Origin of the sequence: Paractinoplanes globisporus DSM 43857 (assembly GCF_000379645.1) — a bacterium.
GTDB lineage: Bacteria > Actinomycetota > Actinomycetes > Mycobacteriales > Micromonosporaceae > Actinoplanes > Actinoplanes globisporus.
Genome location: NZ_KB903300.1, coordinates 1 through 22,840, shown reverse-complemented (window position 1 = coordinate 22,840; position 22,840 = coordinate 1). Strand labels below are relative to the sequence as shown.

Genomic DNA, 22,840 nt, shown 5'->3' with positions numbered 1-22,840 from the left:
ACGGGACGTGATGGAAGATCAGGCCGGCGAACTCAGGTCGTAGACCGTGGTGTTGCCGACGGTCGTGGCCGTGAAGTTGTCGGCCACCCACTGGGCGATCTTCGACGCGTCGTTGCTGCCGCCGGTGTTGCTGCCACCCCCGCCGCCGAAGCCCGTACCGCCGCTGCCGATGAAGTAGTGGATCTTTCCTTCGGACACGTACTTCTGGAACTGGGCGAGCGTGGGGGACGGGTCGGTGCCGTTGAAGCCGCCGATCGCCATCACCGGATCGCCGGTGGCCAGCTGGTAGCCGGACGCGTTCTGCGAGCCGGCCGCGGCCGCCACCCAGGTGTACTTCGACGCGTCGGCCCGCAGCAGCGCCTTCATCTCGTCGCTGACCGTGGCGGCGTCGAGGAGACCGCCCATGCCACCGCCGCCGCGGCCGAAGCCACCGCCACCAGGGAAGCCGTTCTGGGTGGTGGTGCCGTTCTGCGCGCCGGTGCCGCCGCCGCCCGGGAAGCCGCCGCCGCCCGGGAAGCCCCGGCCGCCGAAACCGCCGCCACGACCGCCGCCGCCACCGGGCCCGCCGAATCCACCGGTCGTCGCCGGCCCGGCGGACGGGATCGACCCGGTGTGCGCCTGGGACGCCGTCTGTACCGCGTACGCGGAAGGACCAGCAAGCACCGCGACCAGAGCAGCCCCGGCCGAGACGAGGCCGAGCCGCGCCGAAAGGCGCTGGCTCGCCAGTAGGCCCACCGCCGCGACCAGCCCGCCGATCAGTACCACCCAGCGCAGCCAGGGCACGAAGTCCGGGCTGCGACCGAGCAGGTGGTAGCACCACCAGGCGGTGATCGCGACCGCCGCCGCCAGCGTCGAGGCCGCCACCACGTTGCGCCGCGCGCGCCACAGCATCACCGATCCGATGCCGACGACCGCGCCGACGGCCGGGGCCAGCGCCACCGTGTAGTACGCGTGGAAGATCCCCTGCATGTAGCTGAAGACCAGCCCGGTCCCGACCAGCCAGCCGCCCCACAGCACGAGCGCGGCCCGCTGCCGATCGGTGCGCAGCCGCGGCGCCGTCAGCACCAGGCCCGCCACCAGCACGATCAGCGCACCCGGCAGCAGCCAGGAGATCTGCCCGCCCTGCGAGCTGTCGAACATCCGCAGCAGCCCGGTCTCGCCCCAGCCGCCGCCCCCGCCCCCACCGCCGACGCTGCCGGTCTCGTCGCCGGAGAGGCGGCCGAACCCGTTGTAGCCGAGGGCAAGCTCGAGGATGCTGTTGTTCTGCGAGCCGCCGATGTACGGCCGCATCGAGGCCGGCACGAGCTCGACGATCGCGATGTACCACCCGGCCGAGACGACCAGCGCGAGTCCCGAGATCAGCAGCTGGACGATGCGCTTGCCGAGCTTCGGCGGGCCGGCGATCAGGTAGGCGAGCGCGAAGGCCGGCACCACCAGCAGCACCTGCAGCATCTTGGTGAGGAAGCCGAAACCGAGGAACACCCCGGCGAGCGCGAGCCACTTGGTCGAGCCGTTCTCGATGGCTCGGGTGGTCGCCCACGCGCCGGCGATCATCAGCAGGACCAGCAGCGCGTCCGGGTTGTTGAAGCGGAACATCAGCACGGCGATCGGGGTCAGCGCCAGCGTCGCGCCGGCGATCAGGCCCGCCGCCGGGCCGAACCATCGCTTGACCGTGCCGTGCAGCAACCCGACGCTGGCCACGCCCATGAGCGCCTGCGGAACGAGGATGCTCCACGAGTTGACCCCGAAGATCCGGGCGGAGAGCGCCATGACCCAGAGGAACGCGGGCGTCTTGTCCACAGTGATCGAGTTGGCCGCGTCGGACGAGCCGTAGAAGAACGCCTTCCAGCTGGCCGAGCCGGCCTGGGCCGCCGCCGAGTAGAAGGCGTTGGCCCAGCCCGATTTGCCCAGCCCCCAGATGTAGAGGACGCCGGTGAGCAGGAGGAGAACATAGAGCGCCGGTCTGGCCCAGGCCGGGTCCCGGCGGCGCTCGGGCGGAGCCGGGGCCTCAGGCGGCTGTGGCAGAACGACGGGCAGCGTCGAGGTCATGGCCCCACTGTCGGCGCGCCCGCTGTCTCGTCTTTATGCCGCGACTGTGCGCCTGCTGTGAGCAGCGGTGGCGAGTCTCTCCAGCACCTCGACGGTCGTGTCCCAGCCCATGCAGGCGTCGGTGACCGACTGGCCGTAGGTGAGCTCGCCGCCGAGGTCCTGCCGCCCGGGGACGAGGAAGCTCTCCAGCATCACGCCGCTGATCCCGTTCTGCCCCTCGGCGACCTGCCCGGCCACGTCGTCGGCGACCAGCGGCTGGCGCAGGTGGTCCTTGTTGCTGTTGCCGTGCGAGCAGTCGATCACCAGCCGCTCGGGCAGCGAAGCCTTGCGCAGCAGCTGCAGGGCGGACGAGACGTCGTCGGCGCTGTAGTTGGGGCGGCCGCCGCCACCGCGCAGCACCAGGTGGGTGTCGGGGTTGCCGGTGGTGTGCAGGATCGCCGGGGTGCCGGAGAAGTCGATGCCGGGGAAGACGTGCGGCACGGCAGCGGCCTGGATCGCGTCGATGGCGGTCGAGATGCTCCCGTCGGGCCGGTTCTTCATGCCGATCGGCATCGAGAGACCGGAGGCCAGCTGCCGGTGCACCTGCGATTCCACCGTACGGGCACCGATCGCGCCCCAGGCCACGGTGTCCGCGATGTACTGCGGCGTGATCGGGTCGAGGAACTCGACGGCGGTCGGCAGGCCGCGCCGGACGATCTCGAGCAGCAGCTTGCGGGCGATCCGCAGGCCGGTGCCGACGTCGCCGGTGCCGTCCAGGGCCGGGTCGTTGATCAGGCCCTTCCAGCCGACTGTGGAGCGCGGCTTCTCGAAGTAGACCCGCATCACGATCAGCAGGTCGTCGGCGAGCCGGTCGGCCTGCTCGCGCAGCAGTCCCGCGTACTCGCCGGCGGCGACCGGGTCGTGCACCGAGCAGGGACCGACCACGACCAGCAGCCGCGGATCTCGGGCGTTGAGCACGTCCTCGACCTGGCGGCGGCCGTCGAGCACGTTGTCGTGCAGGTCGGACGTCAGCGGCAGCTCGTGGTGGAGCAGCGCGGGGCTCATCAGCGGCACGACGGCGGCGATGCGCTGGTCACGGACGCGCTGAACCTCGGGGATGGTCACGATCTTCATCTCCTTCGGGCCGGCGCCCGGGGCGAGAGCCGGCAAACAAAAAGGCAGCGACGTCGTCGCTGCCTCGGCCGGCTCTGGCGGGTGTCTCAGGTCATGCGGGCACAACCGAGGCACCGGCGAAAGCCGGCCTCGTAAACCGCAGATAGCTCCTGGACACGTCGGCAAGCATAACGCGTCACCCGGCTCGCTGGGCCAGTTGGGGCCCAGCTGTTGGGACGAGGCCGGGCGGTACGAGCGGCAGGACCACGGTGAAGACCGTCTGGCCCGGGACGCTCTGCACGGACACGTTGCCTCGATGAGCGGTGACCACGGCGTGCACGATCGACAGGCCGAGACCGGTGCTGCCGGCCGCCCGGGAGCGGGAGCTGTCGCCGCGGGCGAACCGCTCGAAGATGTGCGGCTGGAGCTCGGCCGGGATGCCGGGACCGCTGTCGATGACGTGCACCACGGCGGAGTCGTCGTTGGCGCGCACCGAGACCGTCACGCTGGTGCCGTCGGGCGTGTGCGTCCGGGCGTTGGCCAGCAGGTTGGCCAGCACCTGGTGCAGGCGGGCGCCGTCGCCGATCACGGTGACCGGCTCCTCGGGCAGGTCGAGCTGCCAGTAGTGGCGCGGCCCGGCGGCGTGCGCGTCGCTGACCGCGTCGACGGCCAGCATGGTCAGGTCGACCGGGTCGTGGGCGAGCGGGCGGCCGGCGTCCAGGCGGGCCAGCAGCAGGAGGTCCTCGACGAGCACGGTCATCCGCTTGGCCTCGGACTCGACCCGGTAGAGCACGTGCGCGATCTCGTCGGAGATCGGGGCGCGGCTGCGGCGGCTGAGCTCGGCGTACCCGCGGATCGCGGCGAGCGGGGTGCGCAGCTCGTGGCTGGCGTCGGCGACGAACTGGCGTACCTGCATCTCGCTGGCATGCCGGGCCTCGAGGGCGCTGCCGACGTGGTCGAGCATCCGGTTGAGGGCCGCGCCGACGGCGCCCACCTCGGTGCGCGGGTCGGTGTCGGCCTCGGGCACGCGCTGGGCCAGTTCCACCTCGCCGCGGTCGAGCCGCAGCTCGGAGACCCGGCTGGCGGTGGACGCGACCCGGCGCAGCGGGCGCAGCGTGAACCGCACGATCAGCGCGCCGGCCCAGCCGGCGATCACCAGCGCGATCAGCACCGCGCCGCCGGTGACGAGGGCGACCCGGAGCAGCGTCGTGTGCAGGTCGCTGAGCGGCAGGCCGGTCACGATGACCATGCCGTCCTGGTCGGTGTTGGCGACGAGCCGGTACTCGCCGAGCGAGCCGAGGTCGACGTCGCGCGGGTGGTTGTCGAGGGCGATGGTGGTCACCGCGGTCTGTGCATCGGCCGGCAGGGCCTGGATGCCCTGGGTGCCGTCGGTGCCCGAGTCGCTCAGGATGCCGCCGTAGACGATCGTCTTGTCGGTCGGGGACAGCTGGACCATGACAGTCTTGTCCTGAACGCCGTTGGGCGGGCCGCCGCCGGGCAGGTAGCCGCCGCCCGGGCCGTGCGGCGGGGTGTTCTGTCCCTGCTGCTGGTCGGACAGGGCGAAGTGGGCGCGGCGCTGGGCGTCCTGGAGCTTCGTGTCGATCTGGTCGTACAGCTGCTTGCGCAGGAAGATCTCGCCCGTGCCGCCGACCGCGACGCCGAGCACGGTGAGCAAGATGATCATGGTCGCCACGATGCGGGTACGCAGCGGCCAGCCCGCCGGGCTGCGCCAGCGGGCGGGACGGCCGACGGGGGACTCAGTCAGCGGGCTTGAGGACATAGCCGGCTCCGCGCATGGTGTGGATCATCGGTGCGCGACCCGCGTCGATCTTCTTGCGCAGGTACGAGATGTAGAGCTCGACGACGTTGGCCTGGCCGCCGAAGTCGTAGTTCCACACCCGGTCGAGGATCTGGCTCTTGCTGAGCACGCGGCGCGGGTTACGCATGAGGTACCGAAGGAGCTCGAACTCCGTGGCGGTGAGCGTAACGAGGTCGCCACCCCGGCGCACCTCATGGCTGTCCTCGTCGAGCGAGAGGTCGCCGACGATCAGCTGCGAGTCGGTACGCATCGGCGAGTGCCCCATCCGGCGCATGAGCCCGCGCAGCCGCGCCACGACCTCCTCGAGGCTGAACGGCTTGGTCACGTAGTCGTCGCCGCCGGCGGTGAGGCCGGTGATGCGGTCCTCCACCGAGTCTTTCGCCGTGAGGAAGAGCACCGGCACCTCGGGCGACTCGCCGCGCAGCCGGCGCAGCACCTCGAGCCCGTCGATGTCGGGCAGCATCATGTCGAGGACGACGGCGTCGGGGCGGAACTCGCGGGCGGTGCGCACGGCGGTCTGGCCGTCGCCGGCGCTCTTCACGTCCCAGCCCTCGTAGCGCAGGGCCATCGAGAGCAGCTCGGCAAGTGTCGGCTCGTCGTCGACCACGAGGACTCGAACCGGGCCACCGTCGGGGCGGCGGAGTTCGGTGCCGGATTCTTGGTTCGCCATCGTCATGCCCCTACTGTCACGGGTCACGCTTTGAGCCGCCTTTTCGATTCCTGTGTACCACCTGTGAAGGGCGTACATAGGAAGGCCTGAGAATCCGCACAGCCAGATGACACCGTACGCCCCGAATGTGGTGGTCATGACGCAGACGAAGAGGCACGGGATGCTCGGTTGGCGGCGGCGTAGCGGCCTGGCGGTGCTCGGCGCCGCCGTCGCGGTGGCCGCCGTCCTCGGCCCGGAGACCCTCGCCACCACCCGGCTCGGCGCCGCGAGTGAGCTGTCCGGCTATGCGACGGTGACGGCGGCCGACACGATCACCAGCCATGCGATCTTGGAGGAGGTCGCGGCGGCATGAGCGCGTGTCATAAGCCACCAAAGCGTATAAAACGCCCATAATGGTTGCATGTGGATCACGCGTCGGGTATTGGCGATCTTGGCCGTGATCGCGACGCTTTTCCTGGTCGCCCCCGCACCGGCCGTGGCCGACGGATGCGACGGCGTCTGCCGGGACCGCCTGGTGCAGGTCGGCCTCCAGGGCCGGGTCGTGCAGCTGGTCGCCGACGGGGAGAGCACCTGCGCGCTCACCGAGGCCGGCGACGTCTACTGCTGGGGCGCGGACTATCCGAAGCCGCTCGGGCCGAGCCGGAGCCCACTGTTGCTGGTGACGATCGGCGCCCTGCTGCTCGCCGCCGGCACCACGCTGCTGCTGCTCAGCCGCCTGTGACGGACAGGGCCGCGTCCCGGAAGGCGGAGGCTCCGCTCTTGAGCCGCTCGGTGTAGAGGGGCACGTTCCAGGTGCTCCAGGTGACCTGACCGGCCACCTGGTCGGTGCCGGAGGCCGAGAGCGAGACGCCGACCCCCGGGCTGGTCGAGAACGTCAGCTTTCCGGATCTCGGCACTCCGACCTCGTGCGAGGACGGGTCGGCGAACGCCAGCATCGACCACGGCACCCGTACGGTGAGCTCGTCCTTGTCGATCTCCCACAGGACGCCGTGCCGCAGCAGGCCCGCGTTCTGCAGCTCGATCGGCTTCGCCCGGTCGACGAGCAGCTCGAACGCCCGCCATCCGTCCGGCGCCGGCCCGCGCTGCGATTCGGGCACCGCCTGATCCAGCGGAATCGGGTCGAGCTGCTCCCGGACGTACGCCTGCCCGGTCTTGCCGACGAGGTTGAGCGCGAAGATCGCGTCGGGCCGCCGGTCGGCGCTTCCGGTCATGGGTGTGCCGCTCAGGCTCGGCAGCACGTCGAAGCCGACGCGGAGCGATCCCGGCGGCGAGTCGCCCAGCTTCACGTCCAGATGGAGGAAGGACTCGTCGACGCGCGCGCTCACCCGCTGTGCCGGCCAGCCACCGCTTCCGTCCAACAGCGTCGTCTCGGTGGCCAGCGGGCCGGGATCGGTCGCGAGCAGCCCGAACCACTGCTCGTTGGTGAGCGGGTCGTGCCACAGCTGGCGGCGGCTCGCGTCCTGGTGGGTGATCGTGTTCCAGGCGAGCCGGTACCACTCGTCGGCCCACTCGAAGAGGAACCCGCCGGCCAGCCCCCGGTCCTTGATCAGCCGCAGCAGCTCGCCGTCGATCCGCGTCGCGTCGGTCTCGCTGTGTTCGCCCTGGTCGCGGCCGAGCGGACCGTAGTGCGCCGAGCCGATCGACGACGGCACGCCGAACTCGGTGACCATGGTCGGCATCGTCGCGTGGTGCTTGTGCAGGGTGGTCAAATACTCGGCGTAGGGGTCGCCCTTCTGCAGGCCGGGCTCGCGCCGCAGGAAATCCGGGTAGTAGGGAAAGGCGTGGTAGCTCGCGAAGGTGCCGGCCGGCCAGTTCGACGTCGGCGCCACGTGGTTCGCGTCGAGCTGGTACAGATCCTCCTGTTTGAGGGGCTCCTGCGGGTGCCGCAGCGGGTCGGTGGTCGGCCAGTTGACGAACGCGATCGGCTCGCTCAGCCCCTTCGCGGCCTGGTAGCCGGCCAGCTCGTTCATCCGCGCCGCGAGCCAGCGCTCGGTCGGGTTCGCGCCCGCGGTGCTGCGGAAGAACCGGCCGGACACCGGCTTGGCGTTCCGGTTGCGCCGGTCCGAGGCCATGATCGCGTACGGATCCAGCTCGGTCCCGATGATCCAGCCGGCGAGCCACGGCGTGACGTCGGTGTCCCATGCGCCGTCGGTCGTGGTCAGCTCCCCGGAGACGGCCTTCGCCGCGTCCTTCAGCTCGCCCTTGAACGCCTGGGTGACCTGCTTGTCGTACAGGTTCTTCCGGTAGATGTACGCGTCGGTCGGCAGCGCGACCCCCTGCATCAGGTAGAGCGGCCGGTCCGGGTTCTCCCGGTTGTACCCGGCCAGCTGCTGGTAGAACGCCGGCCGGTGGATCGTGTAGATCCGCACCACCCGGATGCCGAGCAGGCTCATGGCCGCGAACCAGGCCCGGTACTGCGCCGCCGAGATCGACGGATCGCCCGGCACGTGTCCCGGGGTCGTGTCGCCCAGGTCGACGCCGGGCAGGAAGTCCTTGTCGCCGGCCGCGGTGTGCAGCAGGAACCGCTGCCCCTGGGTGCTCGCCACCATCCGCAGGCCGTCGACGGTCAGCGGGGCGGGAGTCCACGGCTGACCGGTCGGCGCGGACGGGATGTCCCGCATCCCGGCGATCAGGAAGGCCGGCGAGCGCAGCACCGGCGACGCGCTCCCGCCCGCCAGCATCAGGCACAGCACGAGGGCGAAGACCCCGACCGTGCCGGCCCGGGTTCGTCCGAATCGTGGACGGGCCGGCACGGACACCACATGACTCGGAAAGTCCCCCACGCAGGCATTGTCCGGCGGGGAAGTTGCCGAATACGGTGATTTGTCGGGAAGCTTGGACCGGCGGAACACTCGCCGTTGGGCGCTTGTTGTGCCAGCGTTGGAATCTGGCGGGTCGGCGCGAGCGTGGGGAGCGTGCACGTGGATCTTCTCGAGGAGTACCGCAGAGCAACCTTTTTCTTCGAGTCCGGTGATCCGCTCGGCGCCTCCCGCCTGCTCGAGCCGATCGTCGAGGCCGAGCCGCACAACGCCGCCGTCCGCCAGCTGCTGGCCCGCGCGTACTTCAACTCGGCCCAGCTCGCGGGCGCCGAGGCCCAGCTCAGAGCGCTGATCGAGCATGATCCGTCGGATCACTACGCACACCACGTGCTCGGCCGGACCCTGGAGAGGGCCGGCCGATTCCGTGAGGCGCTGCCGCACCTGAGGCTCGCCGCCGCGATGAAGCAGCAGGCCGACTACGCCGAGGCCGTCCGCCGGGTCGAGGAATGGCTCGGCGCGCATAGGATCGACAAGTGAAGCTCAAGCTCGACCTGCACGACATCTTCAACAAGGGCACCGAGATCGACCGGGCCCTGCGCGGCATCATCGACGAGGCCATCGAGAAGAAGGCCACGCTCGTCGAGATCATCCCCGGCAAGGGCAGCGGCGCGCTGAAGAAGAAGGTGCTGCGCTTCCTCGACCAGCGCGAGATCAAGCAGCTCTACCACCGGGTGGAGAAGGACGGCGACAACTGGGGCCGCCTCTTCATCCACTTCCGGCACAACGTATCCACCGGCCGCCGCGGTCGGGGTAGGTAAGTCACAACGTGTAGGTCTTGGCGACCGCCAGCAGCTCGCTGGTGTGTGAGCCGGCGATGCCGACGCCGGTCGGGCGGGCGTGGAAGCCGGGCAGGGCGGTCAGGCCGTCGCTGCCGTCCATGGCCCGGAATTTCACCGGGCCGGTCGCCTTCACGGTCAGGGTGATCTCGACACCTTCCGTCGGCGGTGCGTGGAACACGAAGCCGAAGCCCCACGGGCCGTCCTTGTCCTTCTGCGGTTTCTCCACCTTTGCCGCCGGGATCTCGCGCCCGCCGACGGTGGCCGCGGTTACCGTCACCGCCGCGTCGACGTGCAGCGTGGTGAGCCGCACCTGTCGCTGGGGCTGGAGCAGCAGCTTCAGCACCCGGCCGTCGCCCGTGCGGGTGTCCGACTCGAGGGTGAGTTTCGGAGCCGGGAGCGAGGCGGCCTCGGCTTGGCCGGTGCGCATCTGTTCGGGGCCGAACGCGGGCAGCGTCGCGTTGACCTTGTGAAGGTCGCCGGAGACGTACTGCGAAGTCCACTTCTGGGTGACCGACTCGTCGCTGAGCCACTGCGCGGTGCCGTTGTCGGCGTCGAGCGCGTACATGAGCTGGGTGAGCGCCGGGTGCTCGGCGTCGAAGCGGTCGACCGACAGGCCGACGACCGTGCAGATCACGGTGGCCAGCAGCGCGGCGAGGGCGGGCAGGGCGCCGCGGCGGCGGGCACGCAGCGCGTCGAGGCCGCGCTGGCCGCCGGCGAGCGGGTGGAGCAGCTCGATCGCCGGGAGCAGGGCGAGGCCGAGCAGCACCGCCAGGAACGCGCCGACGCCGGCCATCGGCATGCCGAGGGCCGGGAACAGCATGATCACCGTAGGCAGCAGGATGATCACCGCGACGGCGCCCCCGAGGGTGATCGCGAGCACCGACCACCAGCCGCGCACCAGAATCGCCACGATGCCGGCCACGGCGCCGGCCAGCGCGGGCACGGCGCCCAGGTAGGAGCCGCCGGGCATCGGGCCGGCCAGGGCCAGGCCGAGCACGGCCAGCCAGCCGAGGCCGGCGATGGCCAGCGCGTCGGGACCGGCCCGGCGGGTGCGGTGGAACCACGCGTACCACCCGAACACCACCACGGCGGTCAGCGCGAGCACGGCCAGCCGGAACCAGCCCGGGCGGTACGGGTCTATCGGGAGTTCCGCGTACTCCGGGCGGATCAGCTTGAGCAGCAGCCAGAAGAGCTGAGCCAGGACCGGCGCCACGATGATCGGCAGCAGTGTGACGATCGACGCACCCACCAGCTTGCGGCCGGTGGTGAGGCCGCGCCGGCGAGCCAGCCAGCCGAGCGCGACGACGGCGACCAGGGCGAGCCCGGCCAGCGGCCAGACCAGCTCGCCGGGGTAGCGCACCAGCAGGCCGGGGGCGGGGAAGTAGGTCGCGTCGTCGGACGAGGTCAATGTCGAGAGGTCGCGGCCGGCGAGGTCACGGGTGATCTCGAGGGCGTTGTCGCCGTGATGCTGCAGGCTGTCGTGGTCCATCGACGACGGCAGGTCGGTCGGCGCGTGATACACCGCCGCGCCGTCGATGTACGCCGAGTTCAGCCCCGTGAAGCCGGCCTCGCGGAACGCCGTGAAGTCGGTGTCGTTGGGGAGCAGGCGGTAGATCTCGACCGCGAACGACGTGCCGACCGGCTTGGGGGCGTGCGCGTAGACGTCGACCAGTGCGCGGTTGTCGGCGGCGGTCTCGAACATGATCGCCGGGCCGCTGCTGCCGCGGGCCTCCAGGTTGAGCACGATGCCCCCACCCTGGGCGAGCGGATGCTGGTCGACGAACGCCTTGGCGCCGCAGAGGCAGGCCTCCTCGCCGTCGGTGAGCACGAGCACGACGTCGTTGCGCGGGCGGGGGCCGCTGGTCAGGGCGCGGGCGATCTCGAGGATCGCCGAAACCCCGGCCGCGTCGTCGTTGCCACCGGGGCCGACCTGCACCGAGTCGGTGTGCGCGACCAGGAAGATGCGCCCGGTGGAGGCGGTGCCGGGGATGAGAGTGACCACATTGCGCACGTGGGCGAGACTGGCGCCGCCGGCGCTGGAGGAGAGCTCGCCGCCCTCGATGGAGACCGTGTCCTGGATCTCGGGGGAGAGCCCGAGCCCGCGCAGGGTCGTGACCAGATGGTCGCGAACCTTGTCCTGCGCGGCGCTGCCGACCGGATGCGGCTCGGTGGCGATCGCCTGGACCTGCTGGAACGCGCGCGCGGCGCTGAATCCGGTCGCCGTCGCGTCGTGCGCGGCGGTCGGGCGTACCGACCAGATCGCCGCGAACCCGATCAGGGCCAGAACGACCACCGTGGCCAGCGCGGCGATCGCCCGGCGTGGTCCGACGGCGAGACCTGGATCACTCATGGGTGCCATTTAAGCGGTTGGGTACGCCACCGGGTAGCCGGAAGATCGTTTACGGCGTGCAATAGCGTTGTCGGGGTGAGCTCGCCGTTCGACCCTGCCGCCGTGATCGCGAAGTTCATCGACAACGTCGCCCCCTACGACCCGAACCCGGAGGCCGACCCCGTCGCGATGGTCGGGGTGCGCACCGCGCTCGGCGAGGGCGTCTTCGCGGTCAGCGACCACGTGATCCGCGCGATGTGCCGTGCCCTGGAGTCGTACCACGACCCGGAGGACCGCGGCACCTGCGTCGAGTGCGGCAGCCGCCGCCTGGACGAGAACCTGCACTGCCCCGACTGCGGCCGCCTGCACGGCATCCTCGGCCAGGTCATCGCCGATCACGCCCGCCGCGTCGCGGCCGAGGACGCTGTTCCCTCCGAGGACCGAGCGTGATCCTCGTGGAGTTGTGCGCTCGCCGGTCGTGGTACACGATCGTCGGGTCCGATCGGGTGGAAACGAGTGGGGTAACGGCATGACTGAACGGTCGGTCGCCCCCGTCGCTGCCCGGACCGGCTCCGCGGCCGGCCAGGAACGGCTGCGCGTGCTCCTCGTCGAGGACGACGAGGGCGACGCGTTCCTCGTCCGCGAGCTGCTGAACGAGGCCGAGGCGCCGTTCGACCTCGAGGTGGCGACGACGCTGCGCGAGGCCAAGACCAAGATGCGCGGCGTCCAGTGCATCCTGCTCGACCTGGGACTGCCCGACGCCGAGGGCATCGACGGCCTGCGCAAGCTGCTCGCGGTCGCCGGCAGCGCCGCGGTCTGCGTGCTGACCGGCCGCTCCGACGAGCACCTGGGCGTCGTCGCGGTCGCCGAGGGCGCGCAGGACTACCTGGTCAAGGGCCAGGTCGACGGGGTTCTGCTGACCCGCTCGCTGCGGTACGCGGTCGAGCGCAAGCGCGCCGACGAGAACGCGCAGCGGCTGCGCGAGGTCGAGCTGCGCCAGGCCGAGTCGGCCCGCCTCGAGCGCGGCCTGCTGCCCCAGCCGCTGATGTCGACCGACGCGCTCCAGGTGCACACGTTCTACCGCTCGGGCCGGGCCATGGGCCTGCTCGGCGGTGACTTCTTCGACGTCGTCCAGGTCGGCGACGACCGGCTGCACGTGATCGTCGGCGACGTCTGCGGGCACAGCGTCGACGAGGCCGCGCTCGGCGTCGAGCTGCGGGTCGCCTGGCGAGCGCTGGTGCTGGCCGGCGTGCCCGACGACCAGGTGCTCGGCTCGGTCGAGCAGGTGCTGATGAGCGAGCGCCGGGCCCGCGAGGTCTTCGCCACGGTCGCCACCGTCGTCTTCGACCTGCCGGGCAACCGCGCGACCGTACGCCTGGCCGGCCACCCGCCGCCGGTGCTGCTCTCCGGCGGGCACGCCAAGCCGGTCGCGGCCACGCCCGGCATCGTGCTCGGCGTCCGGCCCAAGCCGGCGCCGGTCACCGAGCTCCATCTGGTCGGCGACGACTGGTCGCTGTTGATGTACACCGACGGCCTGATCGAGGGGCACACCGGAGCCGGGGCCGAGCGGCTCGACGTGGACGGGCTCTGCGGGCTGCTCGACGAGCCGTCCGCCCGCGGGGTGCCGCTGCCGGCGCTGCCGGCCTGGCTGGTGGGGCAGGCCGACCAGGCCAACGGCGGCCCGCTCGCCGACGACGTGGCGATGCTGCTGATCACTCACGGCGGTGGGCGATGAGCCTGCGTCGCTGGACACTGCGGGCACGGATCACCGCGCTCTGCGTCGCCGCGGGCCTCCTGCTCGGCGCGCTGGCCGTCTTCGCGGCGCTCACGGCGGCGCAGAACAACCGGCAGCTCGACGACGTGCTCAACCGGGCGAGCCCGATGCGCGCCGCCGGCGAGGCGCTGAACACGGCGTACGTCGACCAGGAGACCGGCATCCGGGGCTACGCCATCACCGGATGGCCGGCGTCGCTGGACCCGTACAACCAGGGCATCGCCGCCGAGCAGGAGAACATCGCCCGTATCGAGGAGCTGCTGCACCCCGGCGACACGGCGATCCGCGATTCGCTCGGGGTGGTGCGGCAGCGCGCGGCCGCGTGGCATGACGCGGTCGCCAACCCGGTGATCAACGCGGTCCGCACCGAGGGCCCCGCGGCCGGCCGGACGCTGATCAGCGCGGGCTCGACCGGCTACTTCGACGATCTGCGCCGGGCCATCTCGGCCATGCAGGACGAGATCCAGGTGCTGCGCACCAGGTCGGCGACCGCGGCGCGCGACTCCAGCCAGACCATGGTGGCGATCCAGATCGCCGCCGCCGCGATCATCATCCTCGCCGGGGCCGGCCTGCTCCTGCTGCTCGACCGCCTGGTCAGCCGGCCGGTGGGCGAGCTCGCCGAGCAGGTGCGACAGGTAGCGGCGGGGGAGTACGACAAGCACATCGAGGGCGGCGGCTCGCCCGACCTCGCCAAGCTCGCGGCCGACATCGACGGCATGCGACAGAAGATCGTTTCGGACCTGGCCGAGGTGCGCGAGGCGCGCGCCCAGATCGAGTGGGTGAACGAGCAGCTCAAGCAGCAGGCCGAGGAGCTCACCCGGTCCAATCGCGACCTCGAGCAGTTCGCCTACGTCGCCTCGCACGACCTGCAGGAGCCGCTGCGCAAGGTGGCCAGCTTCTGTCAGCTGCTGCAGCGCCGCTACGCCGGCCAGCTCGACGAGCGCGCCGACCAGTACATCGCGTTCGCCGTCGACGGCGCCCAGCGCATGCAGCGGCTCATCAACGACCTGCTGGCGTTCTCCCGGATCGGGCGGATCACGGCCGGCTTCACCGAGGTCGACCTCGGCCGGGTGCTCACCGACGTCAGTTCCCAGCTGGAGGGGCGGGCCGGCGAGGACGCCCAGATCACCTGGGCCGACCTGCCCGTCGTGGAGGGTGAGGAGCCGCTGCTCACCACCCTGTTCGTCAACCTGATCGGCAACTCGCTGAAGTTCCGCCGCCCCGACGTCCCGCCGGCCGTGCGGATCAGCGCGCGGCGCGACGACGGCGAGTGGGTGATCAACGTCCGCGACAACGGCATCGGCATCGAGGCCGAGTTCGCCGACAAGGTCTTCGTGATCTTCCAGCGGCTGCACGCCCGCGACGCCTACGAGGGCACCGGGATCGGGCTCGCTATCGTCAAGAAGATCGTCGAATACCATGGCGGACGGATCTGGCTCGACCTCGAGGTCGAGGAGGGCACGTCGATCAACTTCACGCTTCCGGTGCTGCCGGGCGCGCTCGAACCCGCCCCCGCGACGGAGGAAAGGACGGAGGTCAACGCGTGACCGATCCAATACGCGCCGACGGCACGCCGATCGAGGTCCTGCTGGTCGAGGACGATCCCGGCGACGTGCTCATGACGCAGGAGGCGTTCGAGGAGCACAAGGTCCAGAACCGGCTCAGCGTCGTCTCGGACGGCGCCGAGGCGCTGGCCTACCTGCGCCGCGAGGGGCAGTACGCGGAGGCCGTGCGCCCCGACCTCATCCTGCTCGACCTCAACCTGCCGCGCCGGGACGGCCGCGAGGTGCTCGAGGAGATCAAGAAGGACGACGACCTCGGCCGGATCCCGGTCGTCGTGCTCACCACCTCGGCCGCCGACGAGGACATCCTGCGCAGCTACCAGCTGCATGCCAACGCGTACGTGACCAAGCCGGTCGACTTCGAGCGGTTCATCACGGTGATCCGGCAGATCGACGAGTTCTTCGTCAGCGTCGTGAAGCTGCCGCCGCGTGCTTGACCAGGTCGCCGATCTCATCCGGGAGGTCGCGGCGACGATCGTGCTTCCGCGCTTCCGTCACCTCGCCGCCGGTGAGATCCACGAGAAGTCGCCCGGCGACGTCGTCACGATCGCCGACCAGGAGTCGGAACGGGCACTGACCCGCGGGCTCACCGCGCTGCTGCCCGGCTCGATCGTGGTCGGCGAGGAGGCGGTGGCCGCCGACCCCCGGGTGCTCGATCGGGTCGGTGACCCGGGCGCGGTGTGGATCGTCGATCCCGTCGACGGCACCAACAACTTCGCGGCCGGCAAGACGCCGTTCGCCGTGATGGTGGCGCTGGCGCGGGACGGCGAGCTCACGGCGTCATGGATCCTCGACGTCCCCGGCAACCACCTGACGGTGGCGGAGTCGGGCGCGGGGGCCTATCGGGACGGCGTACGCGTGAAAACGCGCACCGATGATCCGGGCGCGGCCCACCTCCGCGGCGTCGTCGCGCGGCATTACCTGCCGCGGCATCTGCGCGAGGTCGCGACGGCCAACGCGCCGAAGCTGGGCGAGGTCACCAACGGTCACCACTGCGCCGGGTACGAATATCCGGCCGTGGCCACCGACGAGCAGCAGTTCGTGCTGTTCTGGCGGATCCTGCCGTGGGATCACGCGCCCGGCGCGCTGATCGTCCAGGAGGCCGGCGGCACGGTCCGTCACCTCGACGGCTCGGCGTACCACCCGACGAACAGCGAGCGTGGCCTGCTTGTGGCGCCCAACGACGACGTCTGGCACACCGTTCGGGACACCCTCTTCCCCGATCCCTCGATCTTGTAGGCCGCGGCGTGACGACGTACCTCCGCGAGGTTTTTGGTCTTGAAGGACGCACGGCCGTCGTGACCGGTGGCAGCTCGGGCATCGGTCGTGCGATGGCGGTCGCGCTCGGCCGCGCCGGCGCCCGGATCCTGCTGGTGGCACGGCGCGAGGCGCCGATGGCCGAGGTGGTCGCCGAACTGCGCGGATTCGGCGCGGAGGGACACGCGATCTCCGCCGATCTCGCCGATCGTGCGGCCGTCACGCAGGTCATCGACAAGATTCTGACCGGGTACGGGGGACCCGACGTGCTGGTCAACTCGGCGGGCATCAACCGGCGCCCACCGATGGACGAGCTCACGGATGACGACTGGGACGCCACGCTCGCGGCCAACCTCACCGCGCCGTTCCTGCTCGGCCAGGCGTTCGGCCCACGGATGGCGGCCCGCGGCTGGGGACGGATCATCAACGTCGTCTCCCAGCAGGCGTTCCGGGCGTACGGGAACAGCGGGGCGTACGGCGCGGCGAAGGCGGGCCTGGTCGGGCTCACCCGGTCGCAGGCCGAGGCGTGGTCGCGGCACGGGGTCTGCTGCAACGCGATCGCGCCCGGCGTCGTGCACACGCCGCTCACCGAACCGGTCTTCGCGGACCCGGCCACGGTGGCCCGGCACGCGGCACGCACGATGATCGGCAGAAACGGCGTACCGGAAGATTTCGGGGCTTGTGCGATCTTTCTGGCGAGCGATGCTGCGGTCGCCGTGACCGGCCAAACACTCTTCGTCGACGGCGGATACTCGGCGACCTGATCGATCTGCCCATCCCTTGGTCAACGCGGTAAAGTCTCCGCGCTGACTCTTGGGAGGTATCCGTGGCGGCGGTATTCCTGCGGCGACTCAGCGCGATTGTCGCGCTGCTCGTCGCCGTGTCCGTGCTCTGGGTGGGCGGCGTTTCGTCGCCGGCGATGGCCGACCCCGACGAGGGCGGCAGCAAGACGCTGACCGACGCGCTCGAGTCGGCGGCCAAGGGTCAGGCCGACGCGATCCAGAAACTCAACGCCTCCAAGAAGCGCCAGACCCAGCTGCAGGCCACGGTGAAGCAGGCGCAGGCCGAGGCCAAGTCGCTCAAGGGCCAGGTCGGCCAGATCGCCAACCGGTCCTACCGGCTCGGCCGCACCAGCACGATGAGCATGCTGCTCAACTCGACCTCGCCCGACTCCTTCCTCGAGCGGATCCAGCAGATCGACATGCTCGCCCAGCTCGACGGCCAGATTCTCCAGCAGTACCGGGACGATCTGGCCAAGGCGACCGCCGCCAAGGCCGCCGTCGACAAGGAGATCGTCGAGCAGCAGAAGCAGGTCACGGCGCTCACCAAGAAGAAGAGAGAGGCCGAGGTCGCGCTGGGCAGCGTCGGCGGTGGTGGCGCGGCCGGCGGCTTCGTGAGCGTGAACTCGCCCCTGGCCCAGCCCGCGCCGCGCAACTCGGACGGCTCGTGGCCCAAGGAGTCGTGCACGGTCAACGACCCGACCACGACCGGGTGCATCACGCCGCGCACCCTGCACGCCATGCAGCAGGCCAAGGCGGCCGGCTTCACCCACTACGTCGCCTGCTTCCGGCACCAGGACAGCGGCGAGCATCCGAAGGGACGGGCCTGCGACTTCGCGGCGCACTCGACCGGGTTCCTGGACGAGGCGGCGACCGGCGCCGACAAGACGTACGGCAACAACCTGGCGGCGTACTTCGTGAAGAACGCCGACCGGCTCGGGATCATGTACGTGATCTGGTACCGGCAGATCTGGATGCCGGGCACGGGCTGGAAGGCGTACAGCGCGAGCGGCGGACCGTCCGTCGTGCACACCAACCACGTACACCTGTCGATGCTGTGACGTATCGGGCTCTGCCCTCGGGGCTGGCCTCGACCCTGGTCTTCTCGGCGAGCGGCGCGGTCCTCGTGCTGGAGATCGTGGCGTTGCGCCTGGTCGGGCCCTATGTGGGCGTGACACTGCAGGTGAGCAGCTCGGTCATCGGGATTTCTTTGGCCGCCATCGCGTACGGGACGTGGCTCGGCGGCCGCCTCGCGGACCGGTTCGACCCGCGCCTGCTGCTGACTCCGGCGCTGGTGCTCGGGGCGATCGGGACGGCCGTGACGCTGCCGCTGGTCCGCTACGGCGGGGAGGTGTTGCGGGGCGGGGCGGCGCCGGCGGTGCTCCTGCTCGCGGCCCTGGCCGTCTTCCCGCCCGCGTTCCTGCTCTCGACGATCAACCCGATGGTGGTGAAGCTCCAACTCGGCGACCTCGACCGGACCGGGTCGGTGGTCGGGCGACTGTCCAGCATCGGCACGCTGGGGGCGATCACGGCCACGCTCGCGACCGGGTTCGTCCTGGTGGCGGCCATGCCGACCAGCTGGATCGTGCTCACGCTGGCCGGGTTGCTGGCGGTCGGCGGCATAGCGCTGCACCTCTGGCTGCGGCGGCCCACCTTGCCGGGGCAGCCGAGGACCCGGGCGACGCTGGTGACGCTGGGGCTGGTCGGGGCCGGGCTGGGGGTGGTGGGGCCGAATCCGTGCGACGTCGAGACGGCCTATCACTGCGCCCGGGTGCAGGCCGATCCGGCGGTTCCCGGTGGGCGGTTGCTGATCCTGAACTCGGCCCACCACTCGTACGTCGACCTGCGGGATCCTCGGCATCTGGAGTTCGCGTACGTGCAATGGATCGCGGCGGTGGCGGACTCGCTGCCGGCCGGCGCGATCGATGCCCTGCACCTGGGTGGGGGCGGGTTCACGCTGCCCGGCTATCTGCGGGCGACCCGGCCCGGGAGCCGGCAGCAGGTGGTTGAGCTCGACGGTGGGCTGGTCGCGCTGGACAAGCGGAAGCTGGGGCTGGTGACCGGGCCCGACCTGCGGGTTCGGGTGGGTGACGCGCGGGTGGGGCTGGCGGCGCAGCCCAGCGCCTCGTACGACCTGGTGGTGGGGGACGCGTTCGGGTACCTGGTGGTGCCGTGGCATCTGGCCACCAGGGAGATGGCGCAGGACATCGCCCGGGTGCTGCGGCCCGGCGGCGTCTACGCCCAGAACGTGATCGACTATCCGCCGGACCGCTTCATCCGGGCCGAGCTGGCGACGGTCGCCTCGGTGTTTCCGTACGTGGCTCTGATCGCTCCGCCCGATGCGTTGTCCCGTGCGGCCGGCTCCAACTTCGTGATCGTCGCGTCGCACTCGCCGCTTCCGGATCTCCGCTCCCGCCTGGCCTCGGTCTCGCCGCCTCCTTCGGTGCGCGAGGGTGCGGAGTGGGCCCGTGGGGCGCGAGTCCTCACTGATGACTACGCGCCCGTGGATCAGCTTCTGTCCCGCTGATCCCGTTTCCGAATCCGGACATATCTCCTAGGTTTCTCCGTGCGGCGCCAGGGGCGGTACACCTCGGGTCACAATCGGCACATGGGGCGGACGGAGCGAAACGGTCAGGATGCTTCGCCTCGCATCGCGGGACGATATCGACTCGTCGAGAAGCTCGGCACCGGCGGAATGTCGGTGGTCTGGCGCGGCTACGACGAGACCCTGGGCCGATCGGTCGCCGTCAAGGTGCTGTCGCCACGGCTCGCCGAGGATCAGAGCTTCCGCGACCGGCTGCGGCAGGAGGCGCTGGCCGCGGCCCGGCTCTGCCATCCGCACATCACCGGGATCTTCGACTTCGGCGAGTCCCCGCTCAATCAACACCTGACCGTTCCGTACGTGGTGATGGAGCTCAACGACGGCGAGTCGGTGGCGGCCCGCCTGCACCGGCAGGGCCCGCTCCCGTGGCGGGAGGCGGTGACGGTCGCGACCGAGGTGGCGTCGGCGCTGGCCACGGCGCATGCGCGCGGGGTGGTGCACCGCGACGTGACCCCCGCCAACGTGATGCTCACGGTGACCGGGGCGAAGGTGGTCGACTTCGGGATCTCCGCGGTGGTCGGCGAGCGGGACGCGGCCCCCGACGGCAGCCTGCTGGGCACGCCGGCGTACCTGGCGCCCGAACGGCTGGCCGGCGCGCAGGTCTCGGCGGCCACTGATGTGTACGCGCTGGGGCTGTTGCTCTATCGCCTGCTGACGGCCCGCCTGCCCTGGCCGGCCGAGACGACGGCCGAGGCGTTGCGCGCCCATCTGTACGCCGATCCGGCCCCACTGCCGCCGCGGCCGGAGATGCCGTCGGCGGTGAGTGAGCTGTGTCTGGCGTGCCTGGCCAAGAGCCCGGCGGATCGGCCCGACGCCGCTGCGGTGGCCCGAGTCCTGGCCGGGGCGGTCGGTCTCCAGCCGGTGCTGCCGCCGGTGCGGGAGCGCCCGGACGACGCGCCGCCGCCGGTGCGGGCTTCCGCCCCTGCTCCTCGGCGCTGGGCTCCGACGCCCGCGCGTGGTGGGCCTCGGCGGCGTGTGTTCGCCGGTGGGCGCGTCCACCGGCAGAGGCTCACTTCCCTGCGGTTGCGCGCCGGCCTGCGTTTCGGCAGCTGGGTGCGGCTTGGTGGGGTGCGGCCGCTCGGTGGAGGCCTGTTCAGCGGCGGAGGTCCGTTCCGGGGCAGGTTGGGTGGCGGCGGTTCGGTCGGCGGCCGCCGACTTGGTGGTGACGGTCTGCTCGGTGGCGGCCGGCTGGGCGGTGGCGGCCGGCTGGGCGGCTTTGCCGGTGGCGGCCTGGCCCGAGACATGCTGACGGGCCGGCATCGGGTGCAGGTGGCCCTGGTGACCGCCGGCCTGCTGGCGGTTGCCGGAATCGGTTGGGCGACAACCCGCGAATCCCCCGACGTGGAGCAGGCGCAGGCGGCCGGAGCCGGCCCCGGCGCGGTCGGCCCGGCCCGAACGGAGTGCGCCGTCCGCTACCAACTCCGCCGCGACTCCGGCCGCGAATACGAGGCAGTGCTGACGGTGGCCACGAGCGACGAGGTGGGCCGCTCCTCGTGGCGGGTCGTCTTCGCCTACCCCGGATCGCAACGCCTGACCGGTGCCCCGAAGGCCGTAACCCAGACCGGCCGCAAGGTAACCGCCAACGGCCACGGAACCCGCAAGACATTCACCCTGCGCGGCGCCTACAGCGGGAACAACCCACTACCGCTCGCCTTCACCCTCGACGGCCGCAAATGCCGAGCCGAAGTCCTGGCCAACACCGCCCCCGACTCCACCGGCGAACAAATCAGCGAAGCCGCCGGCGAGAAGCGCCCCCCAGCCCGAAGCGTCGGCGGCAACGACAAGCGCGACCGCCCACCCCGCAAGAGCAGCACGCCCCAGAAGCGCTTCCACAACTCAAAGCCCGCCACCCCACCGGAAACGCCCTCCCTGCCACCGCCCAAACCCCGCAAGGGCGGAGGCTTCTCGCTCGCCCTCTGACCGCACGACTCCCATGGCGTGGTCGTGCTGCCCCGCCACTGCGGCCCGGCCACCTGCGCCCGCTCGCCGTGCCCGGCTGCCGCCCGGTTTTTGCGCCCGGTCGCCGCGCCCGGCTGCCGCCCGCTCGCCGCGCCCGGCTGCCGCCCGGTTTTGCGCCCGTTCGCCGCGCCCAGCTGCCGCCCGGTTTCTGCGCCCGGCCGTCGTCGGACGGCGCAGACCGGCGATGTGGTTCCGATCGGGACGGTGCGTGGCCAGCGTCATGCGTTTCGCGGCGGCGAAGTGGGCTGCGGGCGGGCGAGGGCGTCGTTAGGGTCGGGGCATGTCGAGGCTTGCGGTGGTCAGCGGTGGCGGAACCGGCATCGGACGGTCGACGGCGGGCATGCTCGCGGGGGAGGGCTACGACGTCATCATCGTCGGCCGCCGCCCCGACGTGCTGGCCGACGCCGTGAAGTGGATCGGCCCGCAGGCGTCCGCGGTGACCGCCGACGTCTCCGACCCGGCGCAGATTCCTGCCGTGGTCGAGGCGGTCGGCAGCCGACCACTCGACGTGCTGGTCAACAACGCCGGCGCCTTCGTGCCCGGCGACGACTCCACACTCGACCAGGTGGCCGAGCAGTGGCGCGCCAACTTCGACTCCAACGTGCTCACGGCCGTCCTGATGACCACCGCCCTCCTGCCGTCCATGCGTCGTCCCGGCGGTCGCATCATCCTGACCAGCTCGATCGCCGCCCAAAAGGGTGGAGGCGGCCCCTACTCTGCCGCCAAGGCCGCCCTGCACGGCTACGCCCTCGACCTGGCCACCGAGCTCGGCGAGTCCGGCATCACCGCCAACGTCATCTCCCCCGGCTATATCACCGACAGCGAGTTCTTCACCGGCCGCATGACCCCCGAAGGCCACCAGGCCCGCGTCAACGCCACGCTGGTCAAGCGCGCCGGCGAGCCCCAGGACATAGCCGAGGCCGTCCGCTGGCTGACCGGCCCCGGCAGCGGCTACGTCACCGGCCAAATCATCAACGTCAACGGCGGCTCCGTCCTCGGCCGCTGACCCTCATCACCCGACTTCCCCGACCGATCGCGACGAGCACAGCGCGAGCAATGGTCGGCGGCGCCGTGACCTTGACCCGCGTGGCCTTGACCCGCGTGGCCCTGGCCCGCGTGGCCCTGGCCCGCGTGGCCCTGGCCCGCGTGGCCCTGGCCCGCGTGGCCCTGGCCCGCGTGGCCCTGGCCCGCGTGGCCCCGATCGGCGTGGCCGCACGCCGCGTGGGCCCGACGCAGGCGGACCCGGAGGTGCCCACGCGGTGGGCTAGTTCGCGCCGCCGGTGAAGCGGCCCTCGTCCTCGCGGTTCGGCCGGAAGCGCAGGCCCGACCAGCGGTCGTCGATCGCGACCT

The 22,840-nt window shown here is 71.4% G+C and carries 21 protein-coding genes; 15 read left to right on the top strand and 6 right to left on the bottom strand.

Going from position 1 to position 22,840, the window contains the following annotated elements; translation table 11 throughout:
* Positions 1-18: 18 nt before the first annotated feature.
* From A3CQ_RS0114405 to A3CQ_RS0114390, 4 genes are all read right to left on the bottom strand, one after another.
* Positions 19-2,049: an ArnT family glycosyltransferase gene (locus A3CQ_RS0114405; RefSeq protein WP_020511644.1), complete on the bottom strand. Its 2,031-nt coding sequence runs from the start codon at positions 2,047-2,049 to the stop codon at positions 19-21.
* Between the two features lie 33 nt (positions 2,050-2,082).
* A complete protein-coding gene (locus A3CQ_RS0114400) occupies positions 2,083-3,162 on the bottom strand; it encodes a 3-deoxy-7-phosphoheptulonate synthase (protein WP_020511643.1) in 1,080 nt (359 codons plus the stop codon).
* Positions 3,163-3,337: 175 nt separating this feature from the next.
* On the bottom strand, positions 3,338-4,921 hold the full coding sequence (locus tag A3CQ_RS52780; RefSeq protein ID WP_040432407.1) for a sensor histidine kinase: 1,584 nt from the start codon (positions 4,919-4,921) through the stop codon (positions 3,338-3,340).
* Positions 4,899-5,636 carry a response regulator transcription factor gene (locus tag A3CQ_RS0114390; RefSeq protein ID WP_020511641.1) on the bottom strand — a complete coding sequence of 246 codons (738 nt, stop codon included), beginning with the start codon at positions 5,634-5,636 and terminating at the stop codon, positions 4,899-4,901. Before A3CQ_RS0114390 ends, A3CQ_RS52780 begins: the two co-directional genes overlap by 23 nt.
* A 130-nt stretch (positions 5,637-5,766) precedes the next feature.
* On the opposite strand from A3CQ_RS0114390, the gene A3CQ_RS0114385 reads away from it, so the two are divergent.
* Positions 5,767-5,982: a hypothetical protein gene (locus A3CQ_RS0114385; protein ID WP_157295849.1), complete on the top strand. Its 216-nt coding sequence runs from the start codon at positions 5,767-5,769 to the stop codon at positions 5,980-5,982.
* Positions 5,983-6,030: 48 nt separating this feature from the next.
* The gene (locus A3CQ_RS0114380) at positions 6,031-6,351 is read left to right on the top strand and encodes an RCC1 domain-containing protein (protein ID WP_157295848.1); all 321 of its coding nucleotides are present in this window, start codon (positions 6,031-6,033) and stop codon (positions 6,349-6,351) included.
* On the opposite strand, the gene A3CQ_RS0114375 is transcribed toward A3CQ_RS0114380, so the two are convergent.
* A complete protein-coding gene (locus A3CQ_RS0114375; RefSeq protein ID WP_026205695.1) occupies positions 6,338-8,413 on the bottom strand; it encodes a hypothetical protein in 2,076 nt (691 codons plus the stop codon). The two genes, A3CQ_RS0114380 and A3CQ_RS0114375, sit on opposite strands and share 14 nt — an antisense overlap.
* Before the next feature lie 138 nt (positions 8,414-8,551).
* Between A3CQ_RS0114375 and A3CQ_RS0114370 the strand changes: the two genes are divergently transcribed.
* Entirely contained in the window at positions 8,552-8,926 is a 375-nt protein-coding gene (locus tag A3CQ_RS0114370; protein WP_026205694.1) for a tetratricopeptide repeat protein, read from the top strand.
* The gene (locus tag A3CQ_RS0114365; protein ID WP_020511636.1) at positions 8,923-9,207 is read left to right on the top strand and encodes a Smr/MutS family protein; all 285 of its coding nucleotides are present in this window, start codon (positions 8,923-8,925) and stop codon (positions 9,205-9,207) included. Before A3CQ_RS0114370 ends, A3CQ_RS0114365 begins: the two co-directional genes overlap by 4 nt.
* Before the next feature lies 1 nt (position 9,208).
* On the opposite strand, the gene A3CQ_RS0114360 is transcribed toward A3CQ_RS0114365, so the two are convergent.
* Positions 9,209-11,578, bottom strand: a complete 2,370-nt coding sequence (locus tag A3CQ_RS0114360) for a M28 family peptidase (RefSeq protein WP_020511635.1) — start codon at positions 11,576-11,578, stop codon at positions 9,209-9,211.
* 75 nt (positions 11,579-11,653) lie between these two features.
* Between A3CQ_RS0114360 and A3CQ_RS0114355 the strand changes: the two genes are divergently transcribed.
* The 11 genes from A3CQ_RS0114355 (at position 11,654) to A3CQ_RS60135 (ending at position 22,774) form a co-directional block, all read left to right on the top strand.
* Positions 11,654-12,007, top strand: coding sequence for a hypothetical protein (locus A3CQ_RS0114355; protein ID WP_020511634.1), 354 nt, complete (start codon positions 11,654-11,656; stop codon positions 12,005-12,007).
* Positions 12,008-12,086: 79 nt separating this feature from the next.
* Positions 12,087-13,292 carry a PP2C family protein-serine/threonine phosphatase gene (locus tag A3CQ_RS0114350; protein ID WP_020511633.1) on the top strand — a complete coding sequence of 402 codons (1,206 nt, stop codon included), beginning with the start codon at positions 12,087-12,089 and terminating at the stop codon, positions 13,290-13,292.
* Complete coding sequence (locus A3CQ_RS0114345; protein WP_020511632.1) at positions 13,289-14,878, top strand: sensor histidine kinase; 1,590 nt, start codon at positions 13,289-13,291, stop codon at positions 14,876-14,878. Before A3CQ_RS0114350 ends, A3CQ_RS0114345 begins: the two co-directional genes overlap by 4 nt.
* Positions 14,875-15,330: a response regulator gene (locus tag A3CQ_RS0114340; protein ID WP_020511631.1), complete on the top strand. Its 456-nt coding sequence runs from the start codon at positions 14,875-14,877 to the stop codon at positions 15,328-15,330. The genes A3CQ_RS0114345 and A3CQ_RS0114340 overlap by 4 nt, the downstream gene beginning before the upstream one ends.
* Positions 15,323-16,132, top strand: a complete 810-nt coding sequence (locus tag A3CQ_RS0114335; RefSeq protein ID WP_020511630.1) for an inositol monophosphatase family protein — start codon at positions 15,323-15,325, stop codon at positions 16,130-16,132. Before A3CQ_RS0114340 ends, A3CQ_RS0114335 begins: the two co-directional genes overlap by 8 nt.
* Before the next feature lie 8 nt (positions 16,133-16,140).
* Positions 16,141-16,914, top strand: coding sequence for an SDR family NAD(P)-dependent oxidoreductase (locus tag A3CQ_RS0114330; protein WP_026205693.1), 774 nt, complete (start codon positions 16,141-16,143; stop codon positions 16,912-16,914).
* 62 nt (positions 16,915-16,976) lie between these two features.
* Entirely contained in the window at positions 16,977-17,990 is a 1,014-nt protein-coding gene (locus tag A3CQ_RS0114325; protein ID WP_020511628.1) for a coiled-coil domain-containing protein, read from the top strand.
* Complete coding sequence (locus tag A3CQ_RS0114320; protein ID WP_020511627.1) at positions 17,987-19,456, top strand: fused MFS/spermidine synthase; 1,470 nt, start codon at positions 17,987-17,989, stop codon at positions 19,454-19,456. The genes A3CQ_RS0114325 and A3CQ_RS0114320 overlap by 4 nt, the downstream gene beginning before the upstream one ends.
* A gap of 81 nt (positions 19,457-19,537) precedes the next feature.
* Positions 19,538-21,451, top strand: a complete 1,914-nt coding sequence (locus tag A3CQ_RS0114315; RefSeq protein WP_026205691.1) for a serine/threonine-protein kinase — start codon at positions 19,538-19,540, stop codon at positions 21,449-21,451.
* Between the two features lie 319 nt (positions 21,452-21,770).
* The gene (locus A3CQ_RS0114310; RefSeq protein ID WP_026205690.1) at positions 21,771-22,496 is read left to right on the top strand and encodes an SDR family NAD(P)-dependent oxidoreductase; all 726 of its coding nucleotides are present in this window, start codon (positions 21,771-21,773) and stop codon (positions 22,494-22,496) included.
* Between the two features lie 80 nt (positions 22,497-22,576).
* Entirely contained in the window at positions 22,577-22,774 is a 198-nt protein-coding gene (locus A3CQ_RS60135; protein WP_157295846.1) for a hypothetical protein, read from the top strand.
* Positions 22,775-22,840 lie beyond the last annotated feature (66 nt).

What these genes read in the sequence shown, in the direction of transcription:
- A3CQ_RS0114405 (WP_020511644.1), bottom strand. Translation starts at nt 2,049, where the DNA reads ATGACCTCGACGCTGCCCGTCGTTCTGCCACAGCCGCCTGAGGCCCCG.
- A3CQ_RS0114400 (WP_020511643.1), bottom strand. Translation starts at nt 3,162, where the DNA reads ATGAAGATCGTGACCATCCCCGAGGTTCAGCGCGTCCGTGACCAGCGC.
- A3CQ_RS52780 (WP_040432407.1), bottom strand. Translation starts at nt 4,921, where the DNA reads ATGTCCTCAAGCCCGCTGACTGAGTCCCCCGTCGGCCGTCCCGCCCGC.
- A3CQ_RS0114390 (WP_020511641.1), bottom strand. Translation starts at nt 5,636, where the DNA reads ATGACGATGGCGAACCAAGAATCCGGCACCGAACTCCGCCGCCCCGAC.
- A3CQ_RS0114385 (WP_157295849.1), top strand. Translation starts at nt 5,767, where the DNA reads ATGACGCAGACGAAGAGGCACGGGATGCTCGGTTGGCGGCGGCGTAGC.
- A3CQ_RS0114380 (WP_157295848.1), top strand. Translation starts at nt 6,031, where the DNA reads ATGTGGATCACGCGTCGGGTATTGGCGATCTTGGCCGTGATCGCGACG.
- A3CQ_RS0114360 (WP_020511635.1), bottom strand. Translation starts at nt 11,578, where the DNA reads ATGAGTGATCCAGGTCTCGCCGTCGGACCACGCCGGGCGATCGCCGCG.
- A3CQ_RS0114350 (WP_020511633.1), top strand. Translation starts at nt 12,087, where the DNA reads ATGACTGAACGGTCGGTCGCCCCCGTCGCTGCCCGGACCGGCTCCGCG.
- A3CQ_RS0114345 (WP_020511632.1), top strand. Translation starts at nt 13,289, where the DNA reads ATGAGCCTGCGTCGCTGGACACTGCGGGCACGGATCACCGCGCTCTGC.
- A3CQ_RS0114315 (WP_026205691.1), top strand. Translation starts at nt 19,538, where the DNA reads ATGGGGCGGACGGAGCGAAACGGTCAGGATGCTTCGCCTCGCATCGCG.
- A3CQ_RS0114310 (WP_026205690.1), top strand. Translation starts at nt 21,771, where the DNA reads ATGTCGAGGCTTGCGGTGGTCAGCGGTGGCGGAACCGGCATCGGACGG.